The sequence below is a fragment of the Providencia rettgeri genome (assembly GCF_041075285.1).
Taxonomy (GTDB): Bacteria; Pseudomonadota; Gammaproteobacteria; order Enterobacterales; family Enterobacteriaceae; genus Providencia; species Providencia rettgeri_G.
Map to the genome: position 1 here is coordinate 501,637 of NZ_CP163512.1, position 13,367 is coordinate 515,003.

Sequence of the window (13,367 nt, forward strand, 5' to 3'; positions counted from 1 at the left end):
AAATAGCAAAATGCCCGAAAATAAGTTCGGGCATCGATTAATGGCTATTTTCTCTATTTATTGATGAGAGTACCAGTCTAATTTTGCATTTGCCCACTCAATGCCACTTTTGTACTCATTTGGTAAAAGCGGTATTAATGCGCTAAGCGTGTTGCTTAACAAGTTACAATCACGGTGGGAGAGATTTAAATGACCCACTTTACGGGCTGGGCGCACTTCTTTTTCATACCAATGCAGATGAACCAGTGGCAAACTGAGCCAATCAATATTCACATCAGTACCAATTAGATTCACCATGACCGCAGGGCTGTCTACTTCTGGAGATGGCATTGGTAGATCCAAAATGGCACGCAGATGCAATTCAAATTGACTAATTGAGGCACCATTTTGTGTCCAGTGTCCGCTATTATGCACACGCGGTGCAATTTCATTGATCAGCAGTTTATTGCCTACAACAAAACACTCCATCGCCATAACACCAATATAACCGAGCTGATCCATGACTGCGCTTAACATAGCTTGGGCTTGTGCTTGTTGAGGATTGGTGGACTTTGGAAAAGCAACGCTAGTGCGCAAAATCCCCTCTTGGTGTAGGTTGTGCGTAATCGGGTAAAAAACCGAGTCCCCCGCAGCATTACGTGCACCAATAACGGACACTTCGCCATCAAAAGGGATCCCTTGCTCAACAATGCATTCACCATAGATTTCAGCAGGCAGATTGATTTCATCACCCGGGCGTACACGCCATTGCCCACGCCCGTCATAGCCGCCAATTCTGCGTTTGACGATCAAAAAATCACCAAACTTAGCAAACAATTCGGGCCACTGATCAGGGGAGTCGAGTCGAGCCCACGGGGCAGTTGCTAAGTTTAAGCTATCAAATAGGCTTTTTTGTGGAAATCGGTCAGCTAAACGCGGGAAAATATCTCGGTTGATAAACGCATTGTGGCGGGCTAATTCTTTGGTTAATGGTGTTTCAGGCCAGCGCTCGATTTCAGCAGTAATAACACTTTGCTGATAAGGAACGGCTTCAGGCTCTGCGTCCAGTCCGACAGGGAACACAGCGATACCTAAAGGTTCCCCTGCTTGGCGCAGCATACGGCCAAGTTGGCCATTACCCAGTACGCAAACGGGTTTCATTATGCATCCCTCGGGTCTGGGTTATTAAGTACATCATTGGTTTGTGCTTCGCGCCATATGGATAAACGGTTAAAAATGTTTGAGTCGCTGATGGCTAATACTTGTGCAGCTAACAATGCCGCATTCGCCGCCCCCGCTTTGCCAATAGCAAGTGTGCCGACAGGGATCCCTTTTGGCATCTGGACGATAGAATATAAACTATCAACCCCACTGAGTGCGGCGCTTTGTACAGGAACACCAAAAACAGGCACTAATGTTTTAGCGGCGAGCATACCCGGTAGGTGAGCAGCCCCACCTGCTCCTGCAATAATCACATCAAAGCCTCTTTCTTTGGCGGTTTCTGCAAAAGAAAACAGTTTATCAGGTGTACGGTGTGCAGAGACAATTTCGACGTGAAAAGGGATCTGGAGCTCGGTTAATACATCAGCAGCGTGCTGCATGGTCGTCCAATCACTTTTTGAACCCATAACAATGGCGATTTTTGCCGCAGATTGAGCAGAAGCTTGGGCAGTCATTGAGTGCTTTCCTGTATTGAAAAAAAACGTCACCCGAAGGTGGAGAATTGAATTGTGCCGATCATATCACGACAAAGCAGCAAGGAAAACGTTTGCGTGATTAATTAGTAAGCAAACAGACATGCTAACAACCAACAACTTACGTCACTGTTATTCGAAAGGGAAAAAAATTAACTCGATACCTTGTTCATTGATAACAAAGGCGGAACCTTCATGGTGCCATGCACCCAATACGCCACGAAAATGCACTTTACCACCAATGTTGATTTCGTGAATGGCAGGGCGGTGGGTATGACCATGGATCATCCATTGCGCTTGATATTTTTTTAATGCATTAACCACCGCTTGCGGATTAACATCCATAATGGATTCGGCTTTCATGCTACTGGCATACTGGCTATTTTTACGCATTTTTTGCGCTATCCGACGGCGAATAAAGAGAGGAAGTGTGAGAAATAGGCGTTGGATCCAAGGGGTATGGACTTTTTTACGGTAGTTTTGATAGGCCATGTCGTCGGTGCATAGAGTATCACCGTGTAGAATCAAAATGCGCTTATCATAAATATCGAGAACAGTTTCTTGCGGTAAAATCGTCATGCCACATTGCTTGGCATAGTGTTTGCCAATTAAAAAATCACGGTTACCATGAATAAAATAGCAAGGAATGCCCTTTTCTGTGAGCTGTTTCAATACATTGGCAACACGTTGATGAAGGGGATTATCATCGTCATCGCCCACCCAGTAATTGAAGAAATCACCGAGAATATACAGGCTGTCTGCGTGAATAGCTTGTTGTTGAATAAAATTGATAAAACCGGCGGTGATCGCCGGTTCATCTTCACTCAAATGCAGATCTGCAATGATGTAAGTGGACATAAGATCAGGATTACTCGCTGACAGTCACTTTTTCGATCACAACATCTTCACGAGGAACGTCTTGGTGGAAACCGCTACGACCAGTTGGAACGCCTTTAATTTTATCAACCACGTCCATACCTTCAACCACTTCAGCAAATACACAGTAACCCCAGCCGTCTGGGCGCTCTGAACGGAAGTTTAAGAAGTCATTGTCAACAACGTTGATAAAGAATTGTGCAGTAGCAGAGTGCGGATCGTTAGTACGAGCCATTGCCAGCGTACCACGGGTGTTTTTTACACCGTTGTTTGCTTCGTTTTTAATAGGCGCTTTCGTGTTTTTTTGTTCCATGCCCGGCTCAAAACCACCGCCTTGGATCATGAAACCGTTAATAACACGGTGGAAAATGGTATTATTGTAAAAACCTTCACGGCAGTATGTTAAAAAGTTTTCGACAGTGACTGGCGCTTTATCGTCAAATGTTTTGATAACAATGTCGCCGTGATTGGTATGAAATGTAACCATAATAGCTATCCTGAATAATTGTTTTTTGTGCGCTATCTTGCGAAAGCGTTGAGATCTGCACGTTTATATCACAGATAAAACCTGACTTGAAGTGACAGTGCGTTTTGTCTGCGGTTTATAGCATAATAGGTGTGTGTGAAATACCGGTTGAATTTAAAAAGGAAAGGCAGGGTAAACCCTTGCATTCTTAAGGTGATCGGGGTTCAATAACATGGTATTTTACCCATAGAAATCGATAATCATTTTTCACTTACATGGAAAAGTCCAGATGCTACAAATTTTTAATACACTAAGTCGTCAAAAAGAAGAGTTTAAGCCCATCCACGCAGGAAAGATTGGGATGTATGTGTGTGGCATCACTATCTACGACTTGTGTCATATCGGCCATGGCCGTACATTTGTGGCATTTGATGCAATCAGCCGCTATTTGCGTTATTTAGGCTATGATTTGAATTATGTGCGTAATGTGACGGATATTGATGATAAAATCATTAAACGTGCCGCAGAAAATAATGAAAGTGTTGAAGAACTCACTACACGTATGCTTGCAGAAATGCACAAAGATTTTGATGCACTGAATATTTTACGTCCTGATAGCGAACCACGTGCAACGCACCATATCGATGAAATTATTGAGCTGACTCAGAGCCTCATTAAACGAGGTCATGCTTATATTGCTGATAACGGCGATGTGATGTTTGAGGTTAAAACGGATCCCAATTATGGTTTGTTGTCGCGCCAAGATTTAGAACAGTTGCAAGCGGGTGCTCGTGTCGAAGTGGCAGATGTGAAACGCAATCCAATGGATTTCGTGCTGTGGAAAATGTCCAAAGAGGGAGAACCAAGTTGGCAGTCTCCATGGGGCTTAGGTCGTCCTGGCTGGCACATTGAGTGTTCGGCAATGAACAGTAAAACATTAGGCAATCATTTTGATATTCATGGGGGCGGTTCGGATTTAATGTTCCCACACCATGAAAATGAGATTGCACAATCTACCTGTGCTCATGATGGTCCATATGTTAATTATTGGATGCATTCTGGTATGGTTATGGTGGACAGAGAGAAAATGTCTAAGTCTCTCAATAACTTTTTTACCATCCGTGATGTATTGGAATATTACGATGCTGAAACTGTACGTTATTTCCTATTGTCGGGCCATTACCGTAGTCAACTGAACTACACCGAAGAAAACCTAAAGCAAGCTCGTAGCGCATTAGAACGTATGTACACGGCATTACGTGGTACAGATCAGTCAGCTAAACCTGCGGGCGGAGAAGCTTTTAAAGCACGATTTATTGAAGCCATGAACGATGACTTTAATACACCTGAAGCCTATTCTGTGTTATTTGATATGGTGCGTGAAGTCAACCGTCTAAAAGCGGAAGATATGGCAGCAGCTAATGGTATGGCAGCAGAACTCCGTGAGTTGGCGGGCGTGCTCGGCTTACTAGAACAAGAGCCGGAAAGTTTCTTAAAAGGCGGCGCTCAACGTGAAGATGACGCAGAAGTGGCAAAAATTGAAGCATTAATTAAGCAACGTAATGATGCGCGCCAAAGCAAAGACTGGGCGCTGGCAGATCAAGCGCGTGATGCGTTGACGGCGATGGGGGTTGTATTGGAAGATTCATCGGCAGGTACTACATGGCGTCGTAAGTAAATAAATACGCGCCTACGCGTCATATTTCAAACCACAGCGTTGTTGTCTGCGCTCAGTTACCTTAGTCACATACTTGTGTATGCTCCTAAGGATACCTTCCCTTGACGCCTAGCTGTAATTTGAACTATTTAGCGTACCGCTAGAACTTAGAACTTTGAACTTAAAATTAAACGGCTAGGTATTGATGGATACAAACTTGGCCGTTTTTATTTGTCATTGTTCATATTTCAAACCACAGCGTTGTTGTCTGCGCTCAGTTACCTTAGTCACATACTTGTGTATGCTCCTAAGGATACCTTCCCTTGACGCCTAGCTGTAATTTGAACTATTTAGCGTACCGCTAGAACTTAGAACTTTGAACTTAAAATTAAACGGCTAGGTATTGATGGATACAAACTTGGCCGTTTTTATTTGTCATTGTTCATATTTCAAACCACAGCGTTGTTGTCTGCGCTCAGTTACCTTAGTCACATACTTGTGTATGCTCCTAAGGATACCTTCCCTTGACACCTAGCTGTAATTTGAACTCTTTAGCGTACCGCTAGAACTTAGAACTTAGAAATTAAAATTAAACGGCTAGGTATGGATGGATACAAACTTGGTCGTTTTTATTTGTCATTGTTCATATTTCAAACCACAGCGTTGTTGTCTGCGCTCAGTTACCTTAGTCACATACTTGTGTATGCTCCTAAGGATACCTTTCCTTGACGGAAAGATGGGTAAATAGTCTAACCTATTTACCCAAAATCTTACTCTGCAACTTTGACTTGTTCGTCGCCCATAGAGACAACTTTACCCGCCAAAATTTTACAGCGTTTACGGGTTTCTACTACGCCGTCAACCTGCACTAGCCCTTCAGCGATCATGGCTTTTGCCATTGCGCCACTTTCAGCCCAGCCTTGGATCTTGAGCAAATCGCACAGTTCAACGTGTGGGTGCCCTTCAAGATAGAAAATTTCCATTAACCACTCCAAAATACATTAAATATCGTGATACTCTTCGCACGCTTGCAGCGTGTTTTGGATCAGTGTCGCCACCGTCATTGGGCCAACACCACCCGGCACAGGCGTGATCCACGCTGCACGTTTTGAGGCTTCATCAAAGTCTACATCCCCTGTCACTTTGCCGTTTTCTAAGCGGTTAATGCCTACATCAACGACGATGGCACCGGGTTTAATCCACTCTCCTGGAATAAAATTCGGTTTGCCGACTGCCACAACCAGTAGGTCAGCATTGCGTACATGTTGCTCTAAGTCTTTGGTAAAGCGATGAGTGACGGTTGTTGTGCAACCTGCTAATAATAATTCAAGGCTCATTGGACGCCCGACAATATTCGATGCGCCAATAATCACAGCATTAAGACCATAAGTATTAATATTATAGCGCTCAAGCAGGGTGACAATCCCACGTGGTGTACAAGGGCGTAAACGCGGTGCGCGCTGGCATAAACGACCTACGTTATAAGGATGGAAGCCATCAACGTCTTTATCGGGTTGAATGCGCTCAATCACTTTGACGTTATCGATACCAGCGGGTAAAGGGAGTTGGACTAAAATGCCATCAATTTCAGTGTCTTGGTTTAAATCGTCAATCAGTTTCAGAAGTTCAGCTTCTGTGGTGGTATCGGGTAAATCATAAGAGCGTGAGATAAAACCGACTTCTTCACAAGCACGGCGTTTGCTGCCAACGTAAATTTGTGAAGCGGGGTTCGCACCGACTAAAATGACAGCGAGACCCGGAGCGCGTTTTCCTTGTGCTAAACGTAATTGTACTTTTTGGGCAACTTCCTGCCTAATTGTCTGCGCAATCGTTTTCCCATCAATAATTTTTGCTAACATCTATAACTTAATCCATATATGAGGCACGTTGATGGCTCTATTTTGTCAGAAGTTAACGCTATTGTCAGTTCAAACTGTTACATAAAATGAGCATATCGTTATTTTAGTAGCGAAAAGCCATTGACTCGGCGCTCAGCAACCGTATAATTCAACGCCATCAGCCAGATAGGCTACCCGCATTAACCATGCGCCCTTAGCTCAGTTGGATAGAGCAACGGCCTTCTAAGCCGTAGGTCACAGGTTCGAATCCTGTAGGGCGTACCATTAATTTTCAATCACTTACCATCATTTAAAATTCTCCACTTTTGCTAACTGGGACGTATTTGGGACGCAAGTACCGAAAATAGTGTCTATTTGCTTTGCGTGTTCGGTTAAATGATTAGGTGCTAAGTGAGCATATCTTCTCACCATATCAACCGACTCCCAGCCGCCCATTTCTTGTAAAACTGAAAGCGGGACGCCAGACTGAATTAACCAACTCGCCCATGTATGCCGCAAATCATGAAAGCGGAAGTTTTCTATTCTTTATGCTCTGGCGAGTCTTTATATACTTTCAGTGTTATTGACATACTTCCTCCGTTATTAACTAAAATACTGTTATACTTCGCTTAACTTAAATAAATGGATTTGTGATTATGAAATTAATTACTGTTGCCGCTCTCTTATTCTCAACATCGGCAATTGCTGCTAATCAGTGCAAGCCTGATGATGTTTGTTTAAAGTTTGAATCGAATGAATCTACTTATACCTTGCATTGCAAGGGGATTGGACGGGTAGAAATAAATGATGCTGATAGTGGCGATACGTTTTTAACTATTTTTTTAAAAAAAGAATACAATCTTTATGAGTATGCGAAAAACAACTATAAGGAAGATTCTGTTATGAGTATATTTAATAAAAAATTTAAATTAACCATCGGTCAAAGAGTTAGGCGGGTATTAGTCATACCTATAACCTCTTCAGAAATCAAAGAATCAACTGACTCATTAATGTCTTGCGTTAAGTCTCTATCTCCTATCTATTAATCAACTCAAACTATTCATCCGTGTTAGCAGGCTCATTTAGCCATAGCGGGCGATCACCTTTGCCTAAGTAAAGATCCGCTATATCTAATAGGCGAGGGGAGAATTTAAGCATTGCATTGCCACCCATTTCCTCTATCTCACACTTAGTAAATTTACGCCAATCTTCAGTTGTGTGATTTTGGCAACCCGCGAGAAGATATTCACCGTTAGTTATTGGAGAAAGTTATGGAGGCAACTGTTCACTCTAATGAATATGTTGATTCATTACTAAAAGATTATGGACAAGCATTGAAGAAAATCGGCAATAGTTGAGGGATGGTGCATGACTGATTCTGTTAATAAAGCTCTTGACGGGGTTGATAGTTTGATTCACGTAAAGGAATCAAACTTTGCTGAGATGGATGCAGATCAGCAAAAAGAAATGTCTAGAACAGATAATGAAGCCAGAGGGAAGCTAACGACATATTTTATCCGAGGTTTTGTCTTTCAATTGCTGGTGGCTGTATCTTCGTTCTTTTTTATAACTATTGTGCGGTTTTATGGATGGAGTCATTGAGTGAAAAAGGAATGGCCGAGGCAGCAAGTAAGGTTTCTTTGCTTGAACTAGATAAAGTTTTATCAATTATTATAAGCGCCCTCGGCACATCGTTAGGCTTCAGCATAGGTTATTACTTTAAAGAAAAGAAAGGCGAACAACCTACTCGGGTGGGTTTTTTATTGCCTGAAATCTGCATATATCCTAGTATTTGCGCACTTAACTTAAATATGGTGATGTATGAAAAAGGGACTTATTGCGGGGTTATTAACGCTAGCTTGTTTTAATGGATATGCAGCAGAGCCAAACAGTGATGCTAAAGCTCCATTTGGTCTGGAATGGGGACAAAGCTTTGAACACATTGATAGTGTTGGGAATATTGATTTAACCAAATGCAAAAGCCTGCGTGGGTATAAGGCATGTGAGATAGACTTTATTTTAGAGGGACAAGAGCCTTTTATGCCATGGACTAGCACCGTCATGCTAGGCTTTAAAAATAACAGGCTAATATCCGTTGTAAATTCATTTCCTGTGAATGATTTTAAAAAGAGTGATTGCGGTAATATACTTAAAGAAATTAACTACTTATCAACTCTGGGTATAGATACTACGCCATTAGCTGAATTTTCAAAATCCTGCCGTGATTTTGAAAATAAAGGCATGAAGAAAACGATTAAAACAAGCTATGGCTCCGTTGAATTTGCAGTAATAAAAATGCCTTTTGCTGGCGCAATTGGATACACAACTTACAAACTAGATAACGAATAGAATTTGCACTCTTTCTGGGCTAACCTGACTGAAACTAACTGATGAGATGGGAAGATGAAAGAGACAATTTTTTGTTTAACACTATTTTTTAGTGTTACTAAGGGGCCCACATCTACCCGTTAGTGATAGCGGTCATACAACAAAAGAAAATCGCCAGTCATAAAGTCAATTTGTGTGTATTGAATGCGGATATAGTGAGAACACCGATATCAATGCTACTCGTAGCATTTTGTAGCAGGAGATGGGGTACCGGTCGGTGAAGGATGCCAACGCAATAAAAATGGGGTGTTTTAGGACATTGCTCACCTTTGTTTTCCGCGTATGATAGTCTATCTGTCGATATTAAAGGGCTTATCGGTACTGATTAGTGTCATTAAGTTTTTAGATAACCTATTGAATCCAGAGTATATACGATGAATGACGCGCCAAGCTTTCAAGACATTATTTATCACCTAATAGGCAGTATTCCTCAAGGTCGGGTTGTCACTTATGGCACACTAGCTAAGATGGCAGGTTATTCCACTTATGTGCGCCAAGTGTGCCAAGTGATACGAACCATTCCAGCAGACAGCTCACTACCTTGTCATCGCGTGATTAATGGGCAAGGAAAATTGTCTGTTAAAGGTGAGAGTTATGTTCGGCATAAAAAAGCGCTGATTAGTGAAGGTATTGTTTTTGACTCAAACGATAAGATAAAGCTCAAACAGTATTTGTGGGAAGGCGCTGATTAGCCTTAAGATCTGCTTCAATGTCCTCAAAGACAGGGGCAATCATCCCATTCTTAATCATAAAGTCATTGATGTAACCTGTGACAAAATCAGGGCTATTATTGAAATATCACAACGCGACAACCACCCACTGACACGGCTTTTTTGTTGGGAGTTAGAAAATAAATGCGTGATAGGCAATTAAAATTAGAATTGCTGAGTATAGTCTTGAATGAAATTAAGTTAGGGATGCTTGCGGGAAGTGTATCAAAGTGAACCCGACTTACCACTGGCTTAAAAGGCCGGCCAGTGGTAATAAGCACTAAGGGATTTAAAAGAGATAGCAAAAAATACTTAATGCTCATTTTTTTGATTTTTTAAGTAGATCCACCAGTAAGTAATGCCCACTAATACGCCGCCGCCAATGATATTGCCAATGGTAACAGGGATCAGGTTGTCAGTAATAAAATTGCTGACAGTTAAGGCAGGGAAGTTATCTGCAGAACTGTGAATGGCATCCCAAAATGAGTCGGGTGCAAAATTACGAATAACGATAGCCAGAGGAATAAGAAACATATTGGCGATGCTGTGTTCGAAGCCACTGGCGACAAACATGCCGATCGGTAGTGTCAAAGCGACAATTTTGTCGGTCAAAGAGTGACCAGAGTAACTTAACCAAACGGCGAGACACACCATTAAATTACATAATGTACCAAGGCAAACGGCTTCAATAAAGGTATGGTGCATTTTATGATCTGCCGTTTGCAAAACATTTAATCCCCACAAACCATTGCTGTTCATTAGCTGACCGGAAAACCAAATAAGGCAAACAAAGAAAATTGCGCCAACAAAATTGCCGAGGTAAACCAGTATCCAATTATTAATCAATTGCTTATAAGTGATTAAGTTACTGGCTTTAGCCATGACGGTGAGTACTGTCGAAGTAAAAAGATCCGCGCCGCAAACCACCACTAAAATCAACCCTAATGAGAAGCAGAGCCCTCCCGCTAATTTAGTAAGAGAGTTGGCGGGAACAGCGCCTGTGGTGACCGTAATATAGAATGTAAATGCGATAGAAATGAAAATACCAGCCATAATCGCCAAAAAAAAGCTAATTTCCTTTTTTTTGCTGACTTTATACAGGCCTGCTTGCTCCGCAACTTTAGCCATTTCTGCAGGGAGACGTAAATCAAAGATATTATTGTCTTTCATGAGAAGCTCCTTGGATAGTGCTATAAATAGAGGTCATTGCAAAATAAATGCATAACCTATGCCAAGGTTGACTCAGTTTTATCCTTAGAAAGGGATCATGAATAGCCGTTAATTTAGTGAGCTTGTCTTTTTGTGATACAATTGTTGTGCATAGCCCCTTGCATGTTGTATAAAAATTACCTCTTTTGATTCTTATTTTGATCCATTTAAACTGGATAAATCAGCAATGAACATTAGTCAGCTAAAAAGTTTTGTTGAGGTGGTAAGAAGTGACTTTAATATCACGAATGCCGCTGAAAAAATGTATACCTCGCAACCTACGGTGAGTAAGCAGCTTAAACTATTGGAAGATGAGCTGAATGTTTCGTTATTTAATCGGAAAAATAATAACTTACTATCATTAAGTCCGATTGGAGAACAAGTTCACCAAGTTGCTTGCGATATTTTGGCGCAGTTTGATAAAATCAAAAATATCGTCTCTCACGAAGATACGTCCATTAAACAAAACCTGCATATTGCCACAACACACACACAGATCCGTTATAAATTGCCAAAAGTGATTGAACGATTTAATGCGCGTTACCCGAATATTTCTCTCCATTTTCATCAAGGTGCGCCAGCCCAATTAGCGGAAATGGTGAACAATGGTGATGTGGATTTTGCTATCGCGACAGAATCAATGCATCTGTATGATGATTTGTTAGCATTACCTTGTTATCAATGGTCACGTAGCGTTATTGTTCCTCATGACCACCCACTCGCGCAGTGTGATAAATTAACGGTAGAACAACTTGCTCAGTATCCGCTAATTACCTATGTATTTGGTTTTACTGGGCAATCAAAACTTGACCAAGTGTTTTATCAAAACAAGTTAACACCAAATGTGGTGCTAACGGCAGTCGATACGGAAATTATTAAATATTATGTGAAGCGCGGGGCAGGGATTGGCATCATTTCGACAGTGGCCTTTGATCCAGAAGAAGACAGTGAAACATTGCGCTGCATTGATATCAGTAATTTGGTGAAGCCCAGTTATACCCACGTTTGTATTAGTCGACATATGCACCTTAAAGACTATATGTATGACTTTATTTCCAGCTATGCTCCTCATCTTGATTTAAATTACATTCACCAATCCGCACAATGGGTTCCAACGGATAAAAACCAGCGGGATCAGCTATACCGTTCACTACCTGAACTATAAGAAAAAAGCCGAATAATGTCTATTATTCGGCTTTAGAGTGCTGTGTGTCTTATTTTATTTTTAGCGTGTCGCGATATTAATAAAAATTTGAGCGCCAATTAATAGGCAGTCATCGTCGACAAAATACGGGTTGGCGTGCAGGTAGTTATTAATGCCTTTTTCTTGGCTGCCACTACCTAAAAAGTACATAGCCCCAAGTTTGTCTTTGGTGGCATTGATCATAAAACTGAAGTCTTCGCTTCCTGTCATCGGTTTGCCATTTGGCTCAATATTTTCAACAGGTAAGAATGCCGCTGCTGCATCATAAATCACTTTAGCGGCTTGTGGATGGTTAACGACAGCGGGGTATCCACTACATTCTAATGTGGTTTTAAATCCGCCTGCTTCACTACGCTCAACAATTTCTTTAAAGCTCGCTTTTAAAATTTTGTCAGTTTCTTCGTCCATTGAACGAATAGTGCCACGAGCTTGAACGTGATCTGCTAGTGCATTTGGAATGGTTCCACCGTTGATCATACCGCAGCCAAATACCGCGGGGCTGAAAGGATCGGTTTTTTTCGCCACGATGTAATCCATATAATCGATAATGCGTGTTGCTTCGCGGATAGCATCTAACCCTTTATGCGGTGTTGAGCCATGGGCGGAGATGCCATGTACATCCAATGTCCAAGCGGAACCATACGAGGACATCACGCCGGAATTAAATTTGATATAGCCAGTTTCAAATGCGGCATCATTATGTAAACCATAAACTTCATCAACGCCTTCCATACAGCCCATTTCGACCATTTTGTTGGCACCTGGAACACGCATATCCTCTTCTGCCATTTGGAAGATAAAGCGGACGTTATGGGTTAGCTCATCACGATTTTCACTGAGGTATTTTGCGGCGGTTAGGGCGATAGTCATATGCGTATCGTGACCACAGTTATGGGCACAACCTTCATGCACTGAGCTGTATTCGTTGCAGGTTAAATCTGGCATTTCAAGGCCATCAATATCGGTACGATAAGCAATTAAGCGCTTAGCGGGATCAATAATGAGATCTGCGGTAAAGCCTGTATAACCTTCAAAAAGACGAATGTTATAGCCAAAACTTTGCATTAGCTCGCGGCAGTATTGCGACGTTTTGAATTCCTGACCTGATAACTCAGGGATTTTATGTAAGTCTTGGCGCGTTTTTTTGCTAAATGCCTCAAGCGCAAAGAGTTTTTCGCTAATATTGTACTTATTGGTCATTACATTATTTCCCGTATACAGAAAGCAATTTTCATGCTGATAAAAGGGCCCCTGATGTAAGCGCGCTCAATTGTTGATATCGCACTGACGTAACATAACTGCATTTTATTATTCAAAATAAGCCGACTCTCAGACAATATCTGTTA

At 41.7% G+C, this 13,367-nt stretch carries 15 protein-coding genes, 1 tRNA gene and 1 pseudogene; 8 read left to right on the forward strand and 9 right to left on the reverse strand.

Annotation, left to right across the window (positions count from 1 at the left end; all coding sequences use genetic code 11):
• Positions 1–57 precede the first annotated feature (57 nt).
• The 4 genes from purK to ppiB all read right to left on the reverse strand — a co-directional run bounded on the left by purK (position 58) and on the right by ppiB (position 3,036).
• Positions 58–1,140, reverse strand: a complete 1,083-nt coding sequence (purK, locus tag AB6N04_RS02230; RefSeq protein ID WP_369310300.1) for a 5-(carboxyamino)imidazole ribonucleotide synthase — start codon at positions 1,138–1,140, stop codon at positions 58–60.
• Positions 1,140–1,655, reverse strand: a complete 516-nt coding sequence (gene purE, locus AB6N04_RS02235; protein ID WP_369310301.1) for a 5-(carboxyamino)imidazole ribonucleotide mutase — start codon at positions 1,653–1,655, stop codon at positions 1,140–1,142. The genes purK and purE overlap by 1 nt, the downstream gene beginning before the upstream one ends.
• Before the next feature lie 150 nt (positions 1,656–1,805).
• Positions 1,806–2,531 (reverse strand): UDP-2,3-diacylglucosamine diphosphatase, encoded by a 726-nt coding sequence (gene lpxH / locus AB6N04_RS02240; RefSeq protein ID WP_369310302.1) that lies wholly within the window; start codon positions 2,529–2,531, stop codon positions 1,806–1,808.
• 10 nt (positions 2,532–2,541) lie between these two features.
• Positions 2,542–3,036 (reverse strand): peptidylprolyl isomerase B, encoded by a 495-nt coding sequence (gene ppiB / locus AB6N04_RS02245; protein WP_369310303.1) that lies wholly within the window; start codon positions 3,034–3,036, stop codon positions 2,542–2,544.
• Between the two features lie 268 nt (positions 3,037–3,304).
• Here ppiB and cysS point away from each other — a divergent pair, with 268 nt between their 5' ends.
• On the forward strand, positions 3,305–4,693 hold the full coding sequence (cysS, locus tag AB6N04_RS02250) for a cysteine--tRNA ligase (RefSeq protein WP_369310304.1): 1,389 nt from the start codon (positions 3,305–3,307) through the stop codon (positions 4,691–4,693).
• 749 nt (positions 4,694–5,442) lie between these two features.
• On the opposite strand, the gene ybcJ is transcribed toward cysS, so the two are convergent.
• A complete protein-coding gene (gene ybcJ / locus AB6N04_RS02255; protein ID WP_369310305.1) occupies positions 5,443–5,655 on the reverse strand; it encodes a ribosome-associated protein YbcJ in 213 nt (70 codons plus the stop codon).
• Positions 5,656–5,673: 18 nt separating this feature from the next.
• A complete protein-coding gene (gene folD, locus AB6N04_RS02260; RefSeq protein WP_369310306.1) occupies positions 5,674–6,531 on the reverse strand; it encodes a bifunctional methylenetetrahydrofolate dehydrogenase/methenyltetrahydrofolate cyclohydrolase FolD in 858 nt (285 codons plus the stop codon).
• A gap of 187 nt (positions 6,532–6,718) precedes the next feature.
• On the opposite strand from folD, the gene AB6N04_RS02265 reads away from it, so the two are divergent.
• Positions 6,719–6,795: transfer RNA gene (locus AB6N04_RS02265), tRNA-Arg, on the forward strand.
• Positions 6,796–6,816: 21 nt separating this feature from the next.
• Here the strand turns inward: AB6N04_RS02265 and AB6N04_RS02270 are convergent.
• Positions 6,817–7,053 (reverse strand): annotated as a pseudogene (locus tag AB6N04_RS02270) (tyrosine-type recombinase/integrase); the annotation flags it as partial.
• Positions 7,054–7,166: 113 nt separating this feature from the next.
• Between AB6N04_RS02270 and AB6N04_RS02275 the strand changes: the two are divergent.
• The 5 genes from AB6N04_RS02275 (at position 7,167) to AB6N04_RS02295 (ending at position 9,590) form a co-directional block, all read left to right on the forward strand.
• Entirely contained in the window at positions 7,167–7,556 is a 390-nt protein-coding gene (locus AB6N04_RS02275; RefSeq protein WP_369310307.1) for a hypothetical protein, read from the forward strand.
• A 322-nt stretch (positions 7,557–7,878) separates the two neighbouring features.
• Positions 7,879–8,112: a hypothetical protein gene (locus AB6N04_RS02280; protein ID WP_369310308.1), complete on the forward strand. Its 234-nt coding sequence runs from the start codon at positions 7,879–7,881 to the stop codon at positions 8,110–8,112.
• A complete protein-coding gene (locus AB6N04_RS02285) occupies positions 8,109–8,378 on the forward strand; it encodes a hypothetical protein (RefSeq protein WP_369310309.1) in 270 nt (89 codons plus the stop codon). The genes AB6N04_RS02280 and AB6N04_RS02285 overlap by 4 nt, the downstream gene beginning before the upstream one ends.
• The gene (locus AB6N04_RS02290) at positions 8,332–8,859 is read left to right on the forward strand and encodes a hypothetical protein (RefSeq protein WP_369310310.1); all 528 of its coding nucleotides are present in this window, start codon (positions 8,332–8,334) and stop codon (positions 8,857–8,859) included. The genes AB6N04_RS02285 and AB6N04_RS02290 overlap by 47 nt, the downstream gene beginning before the upstream one ends.
• Positions 8,860–9,272: 413 nt before the next feature.
• Entirely contained in the window at positions 9,273–9,590 is a 318-nt protein-coding gene (locus AB6N04_RS02295; RefSeq protein WP_369310311.1) for an MGMT family protein, read from the forward strand.
• Positions 9,591–9,920: 330 nt separating this feature from the next.
• Here the strand turns inward: AB6N04_RS02295 and focA are convergent, their stop codons facing one another.
• Entirely contained in the window at positions 9,921–10,778 is an 858-nt protein-coding gene (gene focA, locus AB6N04_RS02300) for a formate transporter FocA (RefSeq protein ID WP_369310312.1), read from the reverse strand.
• Between the two features lie 226 nt (positions 10,779–11,004).
• Between focA and AB6N04_RS02305 the strand changes: the two genes are divergently transcribed.
• Positions 11,005–11,982, forward strand: coding sequence for a LysR substrate-binding domain-containing protein (locus tag AB6N04_RS02305; RefSeq protein WP_369310313.1), 978 nt, complete (start codon positions 11,005–11,007; stop codon positions 11,980–11,982).
• 60 nt (positions 11,983–12,042) lie between these two features.
• Here the strand turns inward: AB6N04_RS02305 and AB6N04_RS02310 are convergent, their stop codons facing one another.
• Positions 12,043–13,221: a M20 family metallopeptidase gene (locus AB6N04_RS02310; protein ID WP_369310314.1), complete on the reverse strand. Its 1,179-nt coding sequence runs from the start codon at positions 13,219–13,221 to the stop codon at positions 12,043–12,045.
• Between the last annotated feature and the right edge of the window lie 146 nt (positions 13,222–13,367).